The sequence below is a fragment of the Actinomadura graeca genome, assembly GCF_019175365.1.
Classification (GTDB): domain Bacteria; phylum Actinomycetota; class Actinomycetes; order Streptosporangiales; family Streptosporangiaceae; genus Spirillospora; species Spirillospora graeca.
Map to the genome: position 1 here is coordinate 2,883,902 of NZ_CP059572.1, position 18,483 is coordinate 2,902,384.

Genomic DNA, 18,483 nt, shown 5'->3' on the forward strand with positions numbered 1-18,483 from the left:
ACGTCATGACCATGCCGCAGGACGTCCTGCACCTCATCGAGCCTCGGGAGAGCGTGACCGACATCGAGGCGGGCTCGCCCGTGCCCGTGGTCTTCAACCTCAGCGACAACAACTCGCCCGCGGACGTGATGGACGTGCTGTCGCTGCGGCCGTTCGCGTCCGGGGAGCAGCCGTGGTCGCGGTCCACGCGGCTGGAGCACGTCCGCGCGGACGCGCCGCTCCGCCCGGACGGGGCGCGGCTGGTGCGCGTCGCCCACGAGAAGGGCAAGGAATCGGTGCTGGCCGAGGGCGACGGCTGGACGCTGCTGACGAACCGGTGGAAGAACGGCGCCGCCTACCTCGCGGTGTCGGCGGTGTCCGACGAGCTGGCCGAGAGCGTCCTGGAGGAGTCGGTCAAGGACGCGACGGAGCCGCCGAAGACCGACGAGACCAACGTCGAGATGGGGTTCTGGCACATGGGCTCGCACGGGCCCGTCCGCACCGAGCGCGCCATCTCCGCCGACTCGTGGGCCGACATCCGCCGCAACTACACCGCGCCCGTCGCGGACGCGCTGGACGAGGTGATGAACCTCACCCGCGAGCAGGTGTCGGGGAGGCTCCTGCTGCTGCACGGCCCGCCCGGCACCGGCAAGACCACCGCGCTGCGGGCGCTCGCCCGCGCCTGGAACGGCTGGTGCCAGGCCGACTGCGTCCTCGACCCCGAGGCGCTGTTCGGCACGCCCAGCTACCTGATGGAGGTCGCGGTCGGCGACGACGAGGACGAGGCCCGCCGCTGGCGGCTGCTCATCCTGGAGGACTGCGACGAGCTGATCCGCGGCGAGGCCAAGCAGTCGACGGGCCAGGGCCTGTCGCGGCTGCTCAACCTCACCGACGGGATGCTCGGGCAGGGCCGGGACGTGCTGGTGGCCATCACCACCAACGAGGACCTCGCGATGCTGCACCCGGCCGTCGTCCGTCCCGGGCGGTGCCTGGCGCAGATCGAGGTCGGCCCGCTGACCAGGGACGAGGCGACCGCCTGGCTGGCGGAGCCGGACACCGCCGGCGCCGGTGCGGCGGCGGACGAGATCGGCCCGGACGGTGCGACGCTGGCGGAGCTGGCCGCGCTCCGCAAGGGAGAGAAGCGTCCGGAGGGCGGCGCGGCGCCCGCCACCGCCACCGGCTTCTACCTCTAGGCGGCCTTGGAGAGGGCCTGCTCGATGTCGGCCCACAGGTCGTCGGGATGCTCCAGGCCCACCGACAGCCGGACGGTGCCCTCGCCGACCCCCGCGGCGGCGAGCGACGCGGCGTCCAGCTGCCGGTGGGAGGTGCTCGCCGGGTGCATGACGAGCGTGGCGGCCGCGCCGAGCGACGGGCCGAGCGCGATGAGCCGGACGGCCTCAGTGAAGACCCGTCCGGCCTCCCGCCCGCCGGCGGGGTCGAACGCCATGACGCCGCCGCTCCCGTCCGGCAGCAGCCGCCGCGCCAGGTCGTGCTGCGGATGGCCGGGAAGTCCCGGGTAGTGGACGCGGGCGACGGCCGGGTGCGCGGCGAGGCGCCGGGCGATGTCCAGGGCGCTCGCGCTCTGCCGGGCGACGCGCATCGGCAGCGTGGCGAGCCCGCGGATCGCGAGCCACGCGGCGAACGGGTCGGCGGTGGCGCCGAGCTCGACCGCGTGCTTCCACACGCGCCGGTGGACGTCGGCGTCCGCGAACACGGCGGCGCCCCCGATGAGGTCGCCGTGCCCGCCGATGAACTTGGTCACCGAGTGCACGACGACGTCGGCGCCGTGCTCGATGGGCCTGCACAACAGCGGCGCGAAGGTGTTGTCCACGACGGTCAGCACGCCCGCGTCTCGGACGGCGCCGGCGAACGCCGGGATGTCGGTCACGTGCGTGACCGGGTTGGAGATGGTCTCCAGGTAGAGCAGCCGGGTGTTCGGGCGCAGGGCCGCGCGCGCCTCGTCCGGGTCGTCCCCGGGGATGTGGGTCAGCTCGACGCCCCACCGGTCGGCGAGGTCGTGCAGCAGCGCGTACGACCCGCCGTACAGGGAGCTCTGCGCGATGACGTGGTCGCCGGAGCGCAGCAGCGCCATCAGGACGGCGTTCACGGCGCCCATGCCGGACGCGGTGGCGTGCGCGCCCGCGCCGCCCTCCAGCTCCGCGGCGGCCCGCTCGAAGGAGCGGACGGTCGGGTTGCCCGTGCGGGCGTACATGAACGCCTCGTCCGGCGAAGCGAAGGACTGGGCGAGCGTGTCGGCGCTGTCGAACCCGAACAGGTGTCCCTGGTAGATCGGCACCCCGAGGGGCCGGCTCGTGGCGGGCGTGATCACCTGCGGGTGGACGGCCCGGGTCTGCGGATGGACGTCGCGGTCGTGCGGGTGCTGTCGGGTCATGCTCCCAGCCTGCGATGTGTTCCCCCGGGCGGGCATATCCAATCGCGACCAGTGGCCCGGACCACGCCCCCCGCGTCAGTGTTTCAACACCGCGGCCGGACCACCGGCCCGGCCGGGGTCGCCGATGCCCTCCCGTCCGGTACGGTCCCCGTCACCGGCCCACCCACCCCGCGAGGGCGGGCCGGCGATCAGGTCCCGTTCCGGACGCTGCGCTTCGGCGTCCCGCGACCGGCAGTCATGAGCATCGCCCGCCGGGAGGTGGTTCCACCATCCGGGGGATCACTGGCTTCCGGGCCGGTTCCCCGTACCCGCACCCTTAGGGGCTACGGGGTGGCGTGGGCGAACAGGTGCCGGTACACGCACCGAAGCTGGTGGAGATCACTGACAGGCTTCGCGAAGGCGAGGCGCAGATCGAACGAGCCGGGTGCCTGCGACGGTGCCGCGGAGCAGCGCAGCCACATCCCGTAGCGGTCCAGGGCCAGCGGCCGGACGGCGGGCGCCGGTGCGTCCTCGGCCGCGACGGCCTCGGGCAGCAGCCGCGTGAGCTCCTCGCGGTGGCAGGAGTCGAGATGGGTGAGGATGCCCGCCTCGATGGCGACGAACGGGTCCGGCGCGGCGGCGGCGTACTCCTCGGGTTCGACGGTGGCGCCGCCCCACGCGTCCTGGACCTCGACCTGCGCGACCTCCAGGGCCAGCACCGTCCATTCACGGTCGTCGCGGTCGCCGTCGGCGAGGTCGAGCAGCTCGGGACGCGGATGCGGCCGCGACAGCCGGATCGCGGCGGCGCGCAGCTCCCCCGCGGGCAGCTCGGTGAGCCAGCCGTGCAGCCAGGCCCGCCCGCGGACCCGGTCGGGCAGCGCGACCGGGGAGACGTCGGCCACGCGCAGCGTCGCGGGCAGGTCCGGCTCCCCCGTCAGCGCGGCCACGATCGGCGAGTCCGCGCGGACGAGCAGCAGCGGCCGGCCGTCGCGGTCCGTCGTGTGCGCCGGGACGGGCGCGTGGGGGACTCCCGGCGCGACCAGGACGCCGTCCGCGATGCCATAGGCGAGCGTGCGCGCGCGCTCGGCCGCGCCGGGCCCGCCCGCCTGCCCCTCCGTCGTCTCCGCCTGCACCCTGACCTCCTTGACGTCTCAGGTTAGGCTTACCTAACTTAGGATCACCTAACCATTGAGGAGCGGAATGAACAAGTCCCGGCCCAAGGTGCGGCTGTCCCGAGCGCTCGGCATCCCGCTGACCCCGAAGAGCGTCAAGTACTTCGAGGCCCGCCCCTACCCGCCGGGCGTGCACGGCCGTGCCCGCAAGCAGGAGTCGGACTACAAGGTCCGGCTGCGGGAGAAGCAGCGGCTGCGCGCGCAGTACAACATCCGCGAGGCGCAGCTGCGCAACGCCTTCGCGAAGGCCGCCAAGGTCGAGGGCAAGACCGGCGAGGCGCTGATCGTGGACCTGGAGCGCCGCCTGGACGCGCTCGTCCTGCGCTCCGGCTTCGCCCGGACGATCTACCAGGCCCGCCAGTTCGTCGTGCACCGCCACGTGCTGGTCAACGGCCGGCGCGTGGACCGCCCGTCCTACCGGCTCCGCCCGGGCGACGTCATCACGGTCGCCGAGCGCAGCCGCGCGATGGTCCCGTTCCAGGTCGCGGCCGCCGGCGGGCACACCGAGACGGTCCCGCCGTACCTGGAGGTGCGGCACGACGCGCTCGCGGCGCGCTTCGCCCGCCTGCCGGAGCGCAGAGAGATCCCCGTCATCTGCGACGAGCAGCTCGTCGTGGAGCACTACTCCCGCTGACGGCGACGGGAAGCGCATCGCCCCGGCCGGGCACGTCGGGCGCGGCGCCCGGAATTCCGGTTGCCGCGCCGACCGCGCCGACCCATGCTGGCGGGCATGGTGATCCGAGAGGCGACGTCCCGCGACTGGCCGTCGATATGGGCGTTCATGGAGGGCATCGTCCGCACGGGCGAGACCTTCTCCTGGGACCGCGACACCCCCGAGGACCTCGCGAAGGAGTTCTGGTTCCCCAAGCCGCCGGGCCGGACGTTCGTCGCCGTGGACGAGTGCGGGACCGTCCTGGGAACGGCCAACAGCGTCCAGAACCACATGGGCGGCGCGGCGCACATCGCCGGTGCGAGCTTCATGGTGGACCCCCGGCATTCGGGACGCGGCGTCGGACGCGCGCTCGGCCGGCACGTCCTGGAGCAGGCGCGCGGGGACGGCTTCCGGGCCATGCAGTTCAACGCCGTCGTGGAGACCAACACCCGCGCGGTGGCCCTGTGGAAGTCACTCGGCTTCGAGGTGATGACGACCCTGCCGGAGGGCTACCTCCACCCCACCCACGGCTACGTCGGCCTCCACATCATGTACCAGCGCCTCTGAGCGTGACGTGCCTCACACCGGCCGCCGAGGCGCGCCCAGCGAGAAGGATCGAGGGCGCAGCGGGCAATCACCAGTGTGCCCAACCCCCGTAGCCTCGCAAGGAGTGTCGATGATCGGCAGTGGGTCAGTCATGGATCGGATGTGACCGCGGAGCCGCCACCGGACGCCGAGACCATCGTCGGCTCGTGGCGGCGGCCGGAGGACTTCGCGGCGATCTTCGACCGGTACTACGCGGAGATCCACCGGTACGTGGACCGGCGGCTCGGCCCGGACATCGCCGACGACATCGCGGCCGAGACGTTCCTGGTCGCGTTCCGGTCCCGCGTCAGGTTCCAGCCGGAGAGCGGATCGGCGCGGCCGTGGCTGTACGGCATCGCGACCAAGCTCGTGAGCCGGCACCGGCGAAGCGAGATGCGGAAGTACAAGGCCATCACGCGTCTCCAGGCGCGGGCCCCGGCGGAAAAGCGCGACGACCGGGCACCCGGTGGCGATCACGCCGTGGACGGACCGCTGAGCGAGGCGCTGGCCGCGCTCGGACACGGCGACAGGGACGTCCTGCTCCTCGTCGCCCTGGGCGACCTGAGCTACACCGAGGTCGCACAGGCGCTGGGGATCGCCTACGGCACCGTCTGCTCGCGTCTCAATCGTGCACGACGCCAGGTCAAGGCGGCACTGCCGGACACGGCGACGACGTCACCCGACGAGGGAGGGATCCATGCGTGACCTCGATGACCGGATCGCCGGGCTGCACACCGCGACCAGGCCACCGTCGGCGGAGACGACCGCCGCGGCGCGCAGTGCGCTGATCTCCGAGATGGGCTCGACCGCGAAGCCCCGACGGGGCCGCCTGAAGAACGTGCGGCCGCGGGCGGCCAGATGGCGGGTGTCCCTCATCGCGGGGGCGACGGCCGCCGCGCTGGTCGCGGGCGGCTGGGGATTCTGGTCGTGGCACACTCGTCCGCTCTACTCTCCGGAGCCGCTGGCCGGATACAGCGGGCCCGCCGCGACGTTCCTTCTCGCCGCGGCCGACGCACGCGCGCGCAACGCCGGGGACGGGCAGCTGTGGTACCGGCGTGCCGCCGTCGGCGGGACCGTCATGGCGAAGTCGCCCTACCGGGCCGGCGTCACCTACCCGATGGAGGTCGAACGAGACGATTTCCTCCTCGCCTCGACCCGGAAGCCGTTCACCGCCGACGGTTCCTCCCACCCGACACGGCATCTCGAATGGCCCGGCGATCGGCTGAGGGTGCGCCCGGCGACGCCCGCCGCGCGGACGGAATGGAAGACCGACCTACGGCCGGAAGCCGAAGACCTGCACATCGACTCGCCCGGCGCGTCAGTCGGCCCCGAAATGGGCGGAGGGCCGGTGCTGGATTTCAGCGACGACACGGCACGCCGGCTTCCCACCGACCCCGCCGAACTGCGGGCATGGCTGCTGAACTACGCCACCCGATTCGACCACAAGCGGCTACCCGACCCGGAGCTCTACCTTTTCAGGAGCGCCTCTTTCCTGCTGGTGGACGCACCGGTCAGCGACAAGGTGCGGATCGCGACCTACCGGCTTCTCGCGAGCCTGAAGAACGTCCGGGCCGTCACCACGACCGACGCCATGGGACGCAGCGGACAAGGCGTGTCGATGCGCGAGGTGTCCGAGGAGTCGGGGACCCTGGACATCCAGCTCATCATCGACCCGCGAAACGGGAGGCTCATCGCCAGCCAGCAGATCATCGCCACCCCGGGACGGCTGAACGCCGGTCTCCCCTCGGGTGTCCGCTGGTACTACGAGGTGATACGCAACGCGGACTGGACCACGACTCCCGTCGCCGAACTCCTGCCGAAGTCCTCCTCCCCCATCGAGACCGGGGTCGAGGAAAGCCCGGTCGAATAGACGAGCCGCCCGGTTCCCTCCCTGCGAAGGGCGGGAACCGGGCGGACAGATGCTTCATGCGGCTATTCGGGTGCCGTGCAGCCGCTGTACTTGTAGTTTCCGATGCTCTTGCTCCACTTGGCCCGGCAGAGCCTGATCTTGGCGTTGTAGAGCCGACGGCTGAGCGTGTAGTTCAGCGTCCTATGGTTCGCCGCGCCACAGATGGCCCATTCCTTGTTGGTCAGGTTCTTTCCATCCCCGTAGATGACCATCGCAATGCAGTAACTATCTGCACTCTCGTCCTGAACGGTGAACTTGGTGGAGACCCTGTAGGGCGCCGAGCCGGCCCAGTACAGCCAGCCCCATCCCTCGCCGCGCTGCTGCCAGAGGACGATGCTGACGATGTCGATGTAACGGCCCCCGTCGGCGGAGGCGCCGCCGTCCGGGACCTCGTTCGATTCGTCGTCGATGCCTTCGGTGGTCTCCTCGGCCGGTGCGGGGATCGTGAAGTATCCCCGCAGGGAGACCTGGAGGTGGACGGTGCCGCCGCTGTGGTTCGTGATGGAGATCTTGCCGTGCGAGTCCGGCTTGACCAGGTCGAACCCGTTGGTGCTCTCACCGCCGTTGTCGAAGTTGACACTGTTGACGAGCGGGTCGCCGTCCTCGGTCGGGTAGACGGCCAGCCATCCCTGGTGCGTCGGCTGCCGCGCATCGATGTTCAGAGCCAGGACGGGGTTGTTCTGGTCCACGCTGCCGAGACCGGCGGCGTCGATCGCGTCGAAGGTGAGCGTCTGGCCCGCCGCGACGGCCGCCGTGCTCCCCCCGCTGGTATTGAGGCCCGCGATGGTGTCGAGGAGAAGTGTCGTGGCGGTCGGCGTGTAGGTCGAGCCGTCTCCGTCGGCCGCCCCCTTGAAGTAGCCGCGCACGCTGACCGCGAGGTCCACCGGGCCGGTGCCGCTGTTGCGGAAGATGAGCTTCCCGGTCGCGGTGAGCTGCGTCACCACGAAGCTGCTGTCGGTCTCGCTCGGGTTGTAGTTGACCACCGGAAGATTGGTGTCGGTCTGGTCCGAGGGGCGCACCGTCAGCGCGCCCTGCGCCGTCTGGTTGAGGGCGGCCACGTTGAGAGCGACCGCGGTGGCGCCGGTAGCGGGGATGCCCAGCTGCCCGGCGACATCGACGGTCACCGAGGAGTTCGCCGGAATGGGCGCGGCGGCGTGGGCGGGCGATCCCGTGACCTTGCCGACCCGTGTGTCGTACAGAAAGGCCGTGTCGACGGGGTAATACTCGTTTCCGGCGGTGGAGGACGCGGCGTCGAGGAAGTATCCCCGGGCGCTGACGGCGATATCGACCGTCCCGCTGCCGTTGTTCTTCACGGTGATCTGGCCGGTACCGGTCAGTTTCGTAAAGTCTTCCGTATTGGTAGTTTCGTTGGCGGCGTAAGTCAGGGTGCTGACCGTCGTCGGCTCATCGGAGGGATAGGCGTTGATCCAGCCGAATGCGTTCGCGCCGTAGACCGACAGGTTGGTCACGACCGCGGAGACCCCGGTCGCCGGAATGGCGCCCGCCCCTGCCGCCTGGAAGGTGATCGTGGCTCCCGGCGGCAGTTTGGCGACGGGGACCCCGCCCGTCCCGTTGCGCGTGTCCGCCAGCACGAACGGTGTGATGGTGTGGAACTGGGCGTCGGCCGTGTCCGCGTGGGCGGTGGCGGCAGGTCCGGGCACCCCCGACAGCACTGTGAAAAGCGCCGCCACGCAGGCGATGACGACCGGAAGTGCGATGGTGGTACGCCAGGCTGAATGTGTTCCGCTGTAGCTCACATTCCCCCTCTTCTCGCGATGGCACTGGGAGTGCGGGAAGCTCCTTCCTGCCATTCTGTAAAGGCTGAATAAAGTTTCACCTTGGGCAGAGTTCCAGGCAAGTTTCCGAGATCGTCCCTTTTTGAGACATGGATCACTCTTGACTTTTACTGCGAGATGGAGAAGCCGGGATCACACTGTCCGAATGGGGAATGCGCCGCGTGACGGGCCGTCACCACTCCGATATCCCCTGGTGCCGATCGGCCGTGCGGCGGGCTGGGACGGCTCGGTCAGTGGAGGTCGCCTAGTTCTTGGCGGGCGGTGGTGCGGAGGGTGCTGAGGGCGTCCACCAGGACGTGGCGCTGCTCGGTGGTGAGGGGGGCGGCGAAGTGGCGGCGGAGGGTCTCGGCGTGGACCTGGAGGGCCTCGTCCAGCTTGGCGCGGCCCGCGTCGGTCAGGGCCACCATCTGGCGGCGGCGGTCGCCGGGGGCGGGCTCGCGGCGGACGAGACCGGCCTCCTGCATGCGGTCGACCAGCCGTGTCATGCCCCCGCTGGTGAGGATCAGCTCACCGGCCAGGCCGCCCATCGAGCACGAACGTTCGCCCTCGCGGGACAGGCGCAGCAGCACCTCGAAGACGGCATGGCGGATGCCGCAGCGCCGCTCCAGCTCGCGGCCCGCGATCCGCTCCAGCAGCTCGGCGGCGGCCAGCAGCTCCCCGAACTCCCTGACCAGCTCGTCCGGCACCACCGCGCCGTCGTGTTCCGTCACCGCCGACATCATCCCCGCCTTCTACCTGCCCCGTCATCCGTGCAACGCGCGACATCCCGCACGGCTTCCGCCCGCGCGGGGGCCGATCGGCCGTCCGTGACCCGTTAATCGCCCGTTTTGCCGGTCTTGGGGGTCGCCGACGGGACGGCCGGGAGCCGTCCCTCCTGGTCCCGGTTCTGGTCGTTGACGCCGGACGGGTACTGCCGGGTGATCTTCCACTTGCCGCCGATCTTGGCGAGGGCCAGCCGCAGCAGGGTGGACGGCGAGGAGACGGAGCCGTCCTTGGTCTTGTAGCCGACGTCGACCATCACCACGGCGGTGGCGAACCGGCCGTCCACGCCGCCCACGAAGACCTGGTCGGTCCGGGACGTGAGGCCGACCTGGGGGTCGGTCTTGAACGCGCCCGCCAGGCTCGCCACGGTGTCGCCCTTGAAGCTTTCCAGGAGGTCGCCGGCCATCAGGGCCTCGGCCTTGGCGCTCTGCGACCGGTAGTTCGCGGCGTTGTAGTTGAACGCCACGTCGCCGTAGGCGCGGGCGACCTTCTCGACCGCGTCCCGGTCGGCCTGTTCCGAGGACAGGCCGCTCGCGCTGCGCCACTGCCAGATCGCCACGCTGGCCAGCAGCGCCACGACCACGGCGACGGCGGCGGCCTGCGCAGGGCCCAGGCCGAGGAGCCCCGGGCGGCGTTCCGCGGGTTCGTCCTTCGCAGGGACGGGACGGGGCTTGGGGGCGGCCGCGGGCTTGCGAGCGGGCAAGGGCTTACGAGCAGGCGCGGGCGGTTCCTCGTCCTCGGCGTCCAGGGCTTCCAGGACCTCGTCGAGGTCCTCGTCGTCGATGACCTCGATGACCCGCACCCGGCGCCTGCGTTTGGCGGGACGCGCCGGCGGCTCCTCCGCGGCGGCGGTTTCCTCCGCGGCGGCGGGCTCCTGCTGCGTGTCGGGGACCGCCTCGGCCTCGTCCTTGCCGGTCCTGGCTGTCACGTCGGTACTCCTCGGGTCGGGGTCAGTCCTTCTTCCGGCGGAGGCGGGACACCACGGGCACCGAGCCCGTCGCGACCCTGATCAGCACCAGCAGGGCGATGACCGGGGGGACGTACACCAGCCACGCCGGTGGTCCGCCCGCGGGCTCCCCGCCGCTGTTCGCGGCCTTCCCGGCGCGGACGTCCCGCCCGCCGACCGACGGGTCGTGGGTGGGGATCGTGTCGCCCGGGTTCCTGGCCTTGTAGGGCTTCTGCGCGGTCTGGGCGGGCATGCGTCCGCCCGCGCATGTGGGCGTCCTGGTCACGCCCGGCTGCGGGAGGGGGTACTTGTACTCCAGTGTCGCGAGCTTCCTCAGCGTCACGAGGAACACGACGTTGAGGATGGGCCGCCCCTGGTCCATCCCGATGACGTTGTCCAGGACGGTCTTGAGCTGCGGCGCCAGCGCGAGCGTCCTGCGCAGGTCGGCCAGGACGTCGGGATCGTGTTTGCGCAGGCCCCAGTTGCCGAGGGCGTCCACGGCGCATTCGACGTCCGGGCCCGTCCTCGCCAGGAGCGTGTCGACGGTGGAGAGCAGGCCGGGGCCCTCGTCGAGCAGGTCGGCGATCCGCCCGCGGACCTGGGCGAGGGCGGTGACGAGCGCGGCGAGGTCGTCCACGCCCGAGCCGAGCGCGGCGCGGTTGCGGTTCAGGACGCGGGTGACGCGGCCGAGGTCGCGGGTGAGCCTGTCGAGCAGCTCGGTGTTCGCGGCGAAGGTGCCGGTGAGCTGGTCGCCCCCGTCGACGATCTTCCGGAGGGAGTTCTCGCGGCCCGCCCACCCCGCGGCCAGCTCGTGGGTGAGGATCCTGGCGTCGCCGGGGTCGACGGCCTTGAGCGCGTCCACGACCGAGCCGAACAGGTCGCCGTACTTGGGCGGGACCGTCGTCCGCGACACCGGGATGCGGGCGCCGGGTCCGAGCGGCGGCGCGCCCGCCCCGCCCGGGCCGGGGGACAGCTCCACGACCGGCTCGCCGACCGCGGACTTGCGGGCGGCGGCGGCAGTGGCGTTCCGGGGGATCCGCACGCCGCGTTCGATGTCCAGCCGGACGATGACCCGCCCCCGCTCCAGCCGAACCGAGTCGATCTTGCCGACGCGCAGGCCGAGGTAGTCGGCCTCGAAGCCCGGGTGCAGGCCCGGCGAGGACGCGAACTCGACCGTGACGTGGTACGGCCGGTCGATGAAGTCGAACCGGACGACGTTGCCGAACGCCCAGACCACCATCGTCACGGCGAGCGCGGCGAAGACCGCGAGGTTGACCGCCACCCGTCCCGTCATCGTCGCCCCAGGAGCCGGTCCAGATCCGGCAGGGCGCCCTCCAGGCCGCCCGGCGCCCTGGGCCCGTTCTTCGCGGGGGGCGCGCCGGGGAGGACCGGCGTGCCGTCCGGCCAGACGATGCGCAGGAGCGGGTAGAGCAGGATCTGGCCGTCGTAGCTGGCGCGCGGCAGCTTGTCGGTGAAGGAGACCAGGCCGTTCACCAGGTCCGTGAGCCGCCTGCGGTTGCCGCCGAGCTCCTGGAGGACGGGGTCGACGTCGTCCAGCAGCCTCCGGAACCGCAGGACGCGTCCCTCCAGGACCTTGTCGTTCAGCTGGGCGGCCATCCGGGTGAGCCGGTCGGCCGTCCTGAGGATCTTCTCCTTGTCGTCGTCGAGCAGCCGCGTGGTGCGCGCCAGCCGGGCGGGCGCCTCGTGCAGCGTGGCGTCCCCGGCGGCGAGGGACCGGCCGAGCCGGGCGAAGCGGTCGACGGACTCGCCCAGCTCGCGGCGCTGCTCGGCGAACATCCTCAGCAGGTCGGCGGCCTTGGCGATCGTCGTGTTCAGCCTCGGGCCCTCGCCGTCCAGGGCGGTGGCGCCGGCGTTGACGACGGTCGCGGCGTCGTCCCCGGCCAGCGCCTTGATCAGCGGCCCGGCCTGCCCGACGACCTGCTCGAACGCCGGCTGCACGGACGTGCCCGCGATCGCCGCGCCCTTCGCCAGGAACGGGCCCCGGTCCATCCCGCCGGGCGGCAGCCGCAACTCCACGTAGTTCTCGCCGAGCAGCGACGTCACCCTGATCTCCGCGCTGGTGCCGCGGGGGACCCGGACGCCGTCCTCGATCGACAGGGTCGTCCTCGCCCGGTAGCCGTCCAGCTCCACCTTCGTGACGCTGCCGACCGTGATGTCGGACATCTTCACGCTGTGCCCGGCGACGAGGCCCTGCGCGTCGTCGAACGTTGCCGTCAGCGTCAGGTCGCCCTTGGGCGCGCCCGCCGTCTTGTAGGAGCAGCCCGGGACGGCCAGGGCGACGGCGGCGGCGAGCGCGAGGACCCGTTTCATCGGCCTCCTCCGTTCTGCCAGGGGCAGTTGGAGTTGGGCGCGGGCAGGGGGCAGCCGACCCCGTCGTCCTTCGTCAGGCCCTTGAGCCACGTCCGCAGGAACGCATCGGTGGCGAAGCGGATGTGCAGCGCCTTGTCCTTCGGGTCGTAGCCGCCGATGAACGCCTCGCTGACGCCGGGCAGCGCGTCCAGGAGCTGGGCGATCTGGGCGGAATCGCCCTTCAGCATCAGCGCGGTCCGCGTCAGCACGGCCAGGTCGTGGGGAAGCCGCCCCTTGTACCTGTCGAGCAGCTTCCCGCCGTTCCGGGACAGGTCCAGGATCCCGGTGACGAGCCGCTGGAGATCGCCGCGCTCGGACGCGAGCACCCGGGCCGCCTGCCCGAAGTCACGGATCATCGTGCCGAGGATCCGCTCCCGCCCGCGCACCACCCCGGCCAGCCGGTCGAGGTTCCGCGCGACCTGGATGAGCTCCCGGTCCTGCCCGGCGACGTTCTCGACCAGCCGCGCGCCCTGCTCCAGCGTGGCGTTGAACTCGCCGCCGTTGCCCCGCACGGTGCCGGCGGCGCGGTCCAGCGCCGTCCGCGTCGTCTGCGGGTCGAGCGCGCGGGCGAGCTGCGTGAACGAGCTGAGCGCGTCGTCCACCTCGACGGGCACGTGCGTGCGCTCGATCGGGATGGTGTCGGAGGTCTCCTTCGGCTGCCCCGGCCGCCACACCGGATGCAGCACCAGGTTCCGCTCCCCCACCAGGTTCAGCGGGACGATCGACGCCTGCACGCCCTTCGGCAGCGGGACGTCGCGGCGGATGTGGAACGTCACCCTGATCTTGTCGCCCTCGCTCCGGACGTCGTCGACGAGCCCGACGTCCGCGCCCATGACCTTGACCCTCGACTCCTTGTAGAAGGAGCGGGCCTTCGGCACGTACACCACCATCGTGCGCTCGCCGCCTCCGGACGGCACGAGGGAGCAGCCGCCGAGGGACACCGCGAGAGACGCTGAGAGGAACACCGCGAGGGCGAGGCCGGGTGCCGGGACGGCCGCCCTCGTCCTCCCCTTGCCGGAACGGAACCCGCGCATCAGCCGCCTCCCGGCGGGCGGCGCGTGGAGATCGGGCCGGGCGGCTGGATCGGGCCGAGCCCGGTCAGCATCCCCTCGATCCAGGGCCCGTTGCCCTTGAGGGTCGCGACCTGCTGGAACGTGGGTCCGAGGAGCGAGAAGTCGGTGTTGAGCGCGTCCATGTTCGGCGCCAGCCTGGTGGTGAGCAGGTGCAGGTCGTCCAGCAGGTCGTCGAGGCGCCGCTGGTTGCGGGAGATCACGTCGGACAGGGTCCGGACGGTGCGGCTGCCCTTCCCGATCGTCGCGGCCAGCTCGTCCCGCCGCTCGACCAGCGTCCGCAGCAGCACCTGGCTGGAGTCGATGATGCCGCGGAGCTCGTCGTCCTTGCCCGCGAGCGTCCCGGTGATCGTCCTGCTGTCCTCGATCAGTCTCTGCACGTCGGGATGGCTGTCGTTCAGCATCCGCGAGAGGCTCTGGACGTCGGCCAGGACGCTGCGCAGCTTCGCCGACCCCGGCGCCTTGATCCGGGCGACCTCGGTGAGCAGCCGGTCGACGCTCTTCTTGTCCAGCCTGCCGACGACGTGCTGCGTGCCCTCCAGCGCGTCCGGGACGGTGAACGGGACGCCGGTACGCGTCGGCGGGATCCGCCGCCGCGGCTCCGGCACGCTCGCCATGTAGGGGCGGGCGACCGGCCCGCTCAGCCGCAGGTACCGGCCGCCGAGCAGCGTCGTCGTCCGGATCTCCGCGCGGGTGGCGGGGCCGAGGTCGATCCCGGCGTCGACGTGCCAGGTGATGACGACCCGCCCGTGCGCGAAGTCGGGCCGGACGGAGGTGACGCGGCCCGCCCGCACCCCGGCGACCCGCACGTCCTGGCCCTTCTTCAGCCCGGCCGTGTCGGTGAACTCGCCGCTCATGGTGTAGCCGCGGTCGAGCAGGTGGAACCGCCCGACGGCGAACGCCCCCGCGCACGCGGCGGCGAGGACGGCCACCGTGACGATCGCGACGACCCGGTGGTCGGCGTCCCGCAGCGATCCGAGCGCCATCAGCGGCCGCCTCCCGCGAGCATCGCCTTGAGCCTGGCGAGGTCGGGCCCGGACGGCCGTCCCGCGCCCGGCGACCTCGGCAGCCGCATCGGGAACGGGCACGGCCCCTGGGCGAGGTTGATGCACAGCGCGTTGGACCGCAGGAAGTGGCCGCCGTTCGCGGAGGCGAACAGCTGCCGCAGCGTCAGGGGAAGGTTCCGCACCATCCGCTCCAGCCGGTCGACGTTCAGCCGGAACGTCCCGCTGAGCCGCGCGAGGTTGGCGATGATGCGGGCGAGCTGCGCGTCGTTCCCGCCGAGCACCCGGTCGAGGTTCGTGGTGACACCGGAGATCTCCACGACGGCGTCCTCCAGCAGCCGCCGGTTGCCCGCGAACACCCGGCTCAGCGACTCCAGGTTCGTGACGCTGTCGGCGATCTGCCGGTCCCGCGTGGCGACCGCGCGGCCGATCGTCTCGTAGTCGCCGATCATTTTCCGGATCGTCTCGCGGCGCGCCGCGAAGGTCCGGAGGAGCGCGTCGAGGTCGTCGGTGAGCCGCCCGATGTTCCGCTCGTTGCCGTCCAGCGCCTGCGAGAACGCGAGGAGGATCCTGTTGATCTGGTCCGGGTCGAGGTTGCGGGTGAGCGGGCCGAGGCTGTCGACGATGTCGCCGAGGTCCACCGCCGAGCGGGTGCGCGGGACGCGGCCGCCGTCGCCGAGCCTGCCCCGGCTCCGTCCCGGCTCCAGGTACACGACCCGCCGGCCCATGACGTCGCGCCAGCGGATCGCCGCGGTGGAGTCGTCGGGCAGCCGGACGCCGTCGTCGACGTCCATCCGCACGACGGCCCTGCCGAGGACGACCTCGATGCCGCTCACCCGCCCGACCGGGGCGCCCGCGACCTTCACCGCGTCGCCCTCGACGAGCCCGGTGACGTCGTCGAACGTCGCGGTCAGCCGGTACCGGCCGTGGAAGGCGGTGCCGAGGATCTGCTGGCCGATGAAGAAGGTGAGCAGCCCGGTCACCGCCACGAACGCCAGGAACTTCAGGAGCGTCGGGTACCCGGGTCCGCGCGCGGACCCCGCGCCCGCACGCGGGCTCACCGCGGGCCTCCGGGCGGGGACGGGCACACGTCGACGAAGATCTCGCACAGCCCCAGCGGCAGCGTGCTGACGACCTGCGCGATCAGCGTGCCCTCCGGGCCGGACACGCGGATGATCCGTGCGAGCAGTGCGAAGAAGCCGTTCAGGCCGTCCAGCAGGACGGGGATGTCGCGGCGGCGGCCGTTCAGCACCGCCGCCGCGTCGCCCGCGCCGTCGATGATCCTGCCGAGGTCCGCGCCCTCCCGCCGGAGGGTGCCGCCGACCCGCTCGCCCAGCTCAGCGGACCGGTCGAGCAGCCGGCCGACCTGGTCGGGCCTCGCGGTGATGACGGCCGAGAGCCGGTTGAAGTCGGCGGTGAGCCGGGTGAGGGTGCCGCCGCGGTCGGCGAGCGTGCCGGACAGGCCGTTGATGTCGTCCAGCAGCGCCCGGATCGCCTGCCGGTCGCGCCACGTCGCGTCGACGACGACGGCGCCGTTGTCGACGGTGCGTCGCAGCGCGGGACCCTGCCCGGAGAGGCCGGCCGCGAAGACGCGCAGGACCGTGGCCACGTCGTCGGGGTCGATGGCCCTGGTCAGGCGGTAGGCGGGCCAGGCCGCGTCGGACGGCTCCCGGGGGTCGCGCGTGCGGGCGACGTGCCCGCCGTCCCGGAGGAACGGGCCGGTCGCCTCGTCTTCGCCGAGGTCCAGCGCGAGGTCCTTCGGCCCGAACACCGACACCGGCTCGATGGTCGCGACGGTCGTGCCCGGGATCCGCACGCCCCGGTCGAGCCGGAACCGGACGGTGACGCGTCCGTCCCGCCCGAGCCGCAGCGCGTCGACGGCGCCGACCGCGATGCCGCGGATCTTCACGTCCGACCTGCCGGGGTCCAGGCCCTGGCCGGCCCGTCCGAACGTCGCGTCGTAGTGGGTCGAGCCGGGGTGCGACGGCGCCGCGCCGACCGCGACGAGGGCCGCGGCGGCGGCGATGACCCCGGTGCCGGCCAGCCCGAAGAGCAGCCGGGCCCGCGCGGAGATCGTCTCGTCGCTCATCCGGTCAGCCCCGCCGTGCCGCCGTGACCCCAGAAGACGTAGGACAGGACGAGGTTCATCAAGATCATCAGGATGGTGGACTCCCGGATCGCGCGTCCCGCTGCGACGCCCACGCCGACCGGGCCGCCCGAGGCGTAGAAGCCGCGGTAGCAGTGGACGAACATGACGATGAACGCGAACACCGCGACCTTGACGACGCTGTAGAACACGTCGATCGGCGGCAGGTAGAGGTGGAAGTAGTAGTCGTAGACGCCGGGCGAGAGCCCGAAGTACCGGATCGTGATGAACCGGGTGGCGAAGAACGCCATGAACAGCGACACCAGGTAGAGCGGCACCAGCGCGACGACCCCGGCGGCGACCCGCGTGCACACCAGGTACGCCAGCGAATTGACGCCCATGACCTCCAGCGCGTCGATCTCCTCGGAGATCCGCATCGCGCCGATCTCCGCGGTGAACCCGGTGCCGACCTGCGCGACCAGCGCCACCCCCGCGATGATCGGGGTGACCTCGCGGACGTTGGAGTAGCTCGCGACGAGCCCGGTGAACGCCTCCGCGCCGATGCGCTCCAGCCCGGGATAGCCCTGGAGCCCCACCATCGCGCCGGTGGCCAGCGACATCGTGGCGATCACGAAGATCATCCCGCCGCCGATCACCAGCGCGCCCACGCCCACCGTGATGTCGCTGACCTGCCGGGCGAGGGTCCGGCCGTACCTGCGCCGGATGATGATGTCGACCAGCAGGTGGTACAGGACACGGCCGAGGAAGACCGGCAGGCCGGTGGACGCGGTGAGGCCCGCGGCCCGGCCCCGCAGGGCGCGGCCCAGCATGCGGGCGGGGGCGGAGGCGGCCATCACGACCTCGGCGGGACCAGGACCTGGTAGATCATCGTGAGGACGTAGTTCACGGCGAACACGACGACCGAGGTGACCACCACCGCCCGGTTGACCGCGCGGCCCACGCCGACGGGCCCGTGGCCGCAGGTCATACCCGTGTGGCAGGCGACGGCGGCGGCGATGAAGCCGAACACCCACGCCTTGAACAGCGTGATCAGCAGGTCCGGGAACCGGAGCAGCGCGGTGGCGCCGTCGAAGAACGCGCCGGGGCTGACGCCTTGCCCGATGACGTTGAAGTAGTAGCCGCCGAGCACGCCCGCCATGATCACCACCGGGCAGAGCAGCGCGGAGACGGTGCTGGCGGCCCACAGCCGTGGCGTGACCAGGCGGTGGACCGGGTTGATGCCCATGACCTCCAGGGCGGCGAGCTCGTCGCGGATGTTGCGGGCGCCCATGTCGGACGTGATCGCCGAGCCCCCGACGCCGGAGACCAGGAGCGCGGCGGCGAGCGGCGCCACCTGCTGGACCATGGCGGCGACCAGGAGCGCGCCGGTGCCCGACTGCGCGCCGAGCTGCCGGGCGATGTCGCCGACCTGGAGGGAGATGGTGGCGCCGAGCGGGACCGCGATGAGCATCACCGGGAGGCCCGTCACCCGCACCAGGAACCAGCACTGCCCGACGAACTCGCCCCACCACCGTCGCACGTCCCAGGTCCGGCGTAACCCTTCGAGGAAGGTGACGCACAGCAGGCCGGTCTCGTCGAGCGAGCGCTCGACCCGTCTGCGCGCCAGGCCCGGGGCCCTGGCCAGGCTCGGCATCATCAGCCGGGGACCTCCCCGGCGAGGGTGGGGCGAAGGGCCATTCCAGCCTCCTCCGTGCTCGGACGTCGGCCCTCATCCGATCGATCACACGCGGCCCCGGCCGCCCTCCCGGCGACACCGGCCC

General features: G+C 72.1%; 18 protein-coding genes. 5 read left to right on the forward strand and 13 right to left on the reverse strand.

The genetic code is table 11. The features are described 5' to 3' along the window. Positions 1-5: 5 nt before the first annotated feature. Positions 6-1,172: a DUF5925 domain-containing protein gene (locus AGRA3207_RS12675; RefSeq protein ID WP_231334812.1), complete on the forward strand. Its 1,167-nt coding sequence runs from the start codon at positions 6-8 to the stop codon at positions 1,170-1,172. Here AGRA3207_RS12675 and AGRA3207_RS12680 read toward each other — a convergent pair. Next, on the reverse strand, positions 1,169-2,371 hold the full coding sequence (locus AGRA3207_RS12680) for a trans-sulfuration enzyme family protein (RefSeq protein WP_231334813.1): 1,203 nt from the start codon (positions 2,369-2,371) through the stop codon (positions 1,169-1,171). The two genes, AGRA3207_RS12675 and AGRA3207_RS12680, sit on opposite strands and share 4 nt — an antisense overlap. Positions 2,372-2,694: 323 nt before the next feature. Further along, the gene (locus AGRA3207_RS12685; RefSeq protein ID WP_231334814.1) at positions 2,695-3,483 is read right to left on the reverse strand and encodes a DUF2470 domain-containing protein; all 789 of its coding nucleotides are present in this window, start codon (positions 3,481-3,483) and stop codon (positions 2,695-2,697) included. A 67-nt stretch (positions 3,484-3,550) separates the two neighbouring features. Between AGRA3207_RS12685 and rpsD the strand changes: the two genes are divergently transcribed. From rpsD to AGRA3207_RS12705, 4 genes are all read left to right on the forward strand, one after another. Further along, complete coding sequence (rpsD, locus tag AGRA3207_RS12690; protein WP_231334815.1) at positions 3,551-4,156, forward strand: 30S ribosomal protein S4; 606 nt, start codon at positions 3,551-3,553, stop codon at positions 4,154-4,156. 96 nt (positions 4,157-4,252) lie between these two features. Beyond that, positions 4,253-4,741, forward strand: a complete 489-nt coding sequence (locus tag AGRA3207_RS12695; RefSeq protein ID WP_231334816.1) for a GNAT family N-acetyltransferase — start codon at positions 4,253-4,255, stop codon at positions 4,739-4,741. 141 nt (positions 4,742-4,882) lie between these two features. Beyond that, on the forward strand, positions 4,883-5,464 hold the full coding sequence (locus AGRA3207_RS12700) for an RNA polymerase sigma factor (RefSeq protein ID WP_231334817.1): 582 nt from the start codon (positions 4,883-4,885) through the stop codon (positions 5,462-5,464). Then, on the forward strand, positions 5,457-6,629 hold the full coding sequence (locus tag AGRA3207_RS12705) for a hypothetical protein (RefSeq protein WP_231334818.1): 1,173 nt from the start codon (positions 5,457-5,459) through the stop codon (positions 6,627-6,629). The genes AGRA3207_RS12700 and AGRA3207_RS12705 overlap by 8 nt, the downstream gene beginning before the upstream one ends. A 62-nt stretch (positions 6,630-6,691) precedes the next feature. Here AGRA3207_RS12705 and AGRA3207_RS12710 read toward each other — a convergent pair whose 3' ends face one another. The 11 genes from AGRA3207_RS12710 to AGRA3207_RS12760 all read right to left on the reverse strand — a co-directional run bounded on the left by AGRA3207_RS12710 (position 6,692) and on the right by AGRA3207_RS12760 (position 18,359). Beyond that, the gene (locus AGRA3207_RS12710; RefSeq protein WP_231334819.1) at positions 6,692-8,425 is read right to left on the reverse strand and encodes a hypothetical protein; all 1,734 of its coding nucleotides are present in this window, start codon (positions 8,423-8,425) and stop codon (positions 6,692-6,694) included. Positions 8,426-8,694: 269 nt separating this feature from the next. Further along, entirely contained in the window at positions 8,695-9,174 is a 480-nt protein-coding gene (locus AGRA3207_RS12715; RefSeq protein WP_231334820.1) for a MarR family winged helix-turn-helix transcriptional regulator, read from the reverse strand. A gap of 104 nt (positions 9,175-9,278) precedes the next feature. Next, on the reverse strand, positions 9,279-10,154 hold the full coding sequence (locus tag AGRA3207_RS12720; protein WP_231334821.1) for a hypothetical protein: 876 nt from the start codon (positions 10,152-10,154) through the stop codon (positions 9,279-9,281). Positions 10,155-10,176: 22 nt separating this feature from the next. Beyond that, positions 10,177-11,466, reverse strand: a complete 1,290-nt coding sequence (locus AGRA3207_RS12725; protein WP_231334822.1) for an MCE family protein — start codon at positions 11,464-11,466, stop codon at positions 10,177-10,179. After that, positions 11,463-12,503 (reverse strand): MCE family protein, encoded by a 1,041-nt coding sequence (locus AGRA3207_RS12730; protein WP_231334823.1) that lies wholly within the window; start codon positions 12,501-12,503, stop codon positions 11,463-11,465. Before AGRA3207_RS12730 ends, AGRA3207_RS12725 begins: the two co-directional genes overlap by 4 nt. Beyond that, complete coding sequence (locus AGRA3207_RS12735) at positions 12,500-13,576, reverse strand: MCE family protein (protein ID WP_231334824.1); 1,077 nt, start codon at positions 13,574-13,576, stop codon at positions 12,500-12,502. Before AGRA3207_RS12735 ends, AGRA3207_RS12730 begins: the two co-directional genes overlap by 4 nt. Next, positions 13,576-14,598, reverse strand: a complete 1,023-nt coding sequence (locus AGRA3207_RS12740; RefSeq protein WP_231334825.1) for an MCE family protein — start codon at positions 14,596-14,598, stop codon at positions 13,576-13,578. The genes AGRA3207_RS12735 and AGRA3207_RS12740 overlap by 1 nt, the downstream gene beginning before the upstream one ends. After that, positions 14,598-15,677 carry an MCE family protein gene (locus AGRA3207_RS12745; RefSeq protein ID WP_231334826.1) on the reverse strand — a complete coding sequence of 360 codons (1,080 nt, stop codon included), beginning with the start codon at positions 15,675-15,677 and terminating at the stop codon, positions 14,598-14,600. The genes AGRA3207_RS12740 and AGRA3207_RS12745 overlap by 1 nt, the downstream gene beginning before the upstream one ends. After that, entirely contained in the window at positions 15,674-16,705 is a 1,032-nt protein-coding gene (locus tag AGRA3207_RS12750; RefSeq protein WP_231334827.1) for an MCE family protein, read from the reverse strand. The genes AGRA3207_RS12745 and AGRA3207_RS12750 overlap by 4 nt, the downstream gene beginning before the upstream one ends. After that, the gene (locus AGRA3207_RS12755) at positions 16,702-17,556 is read right to left on the reverse strand and encodes an ABC transporter permease (protein WP_231334828.1); all 855 of its coding nucleotides are present in this window, start codon (positions 17,554-17,556) and stop codon (positions 16,702-16,704) included. The genes AGRA3207_RS12750 and AGRA3207_RS12755 overlap by 4 nt, the downstream gene beginning before the upstream one ends. Continuing rightward, a complete protein-coding gene (locus AGRA3207_RS12760) occupies positions 17,556-18,359 on the reverse strand; it encodes an MlaE family ABC transporter permease (RefSeq protein WP_231334829.1) in 804 nt (267 codons plus the stop codon). The genes AGRA3207_RS12755 and AGRA3207_RS12760 overlap by 1 nt, the downstream gene beginning before the upstream one ends. Positions 18,360-18,483 lie beyond the last annotated feature (124 nt).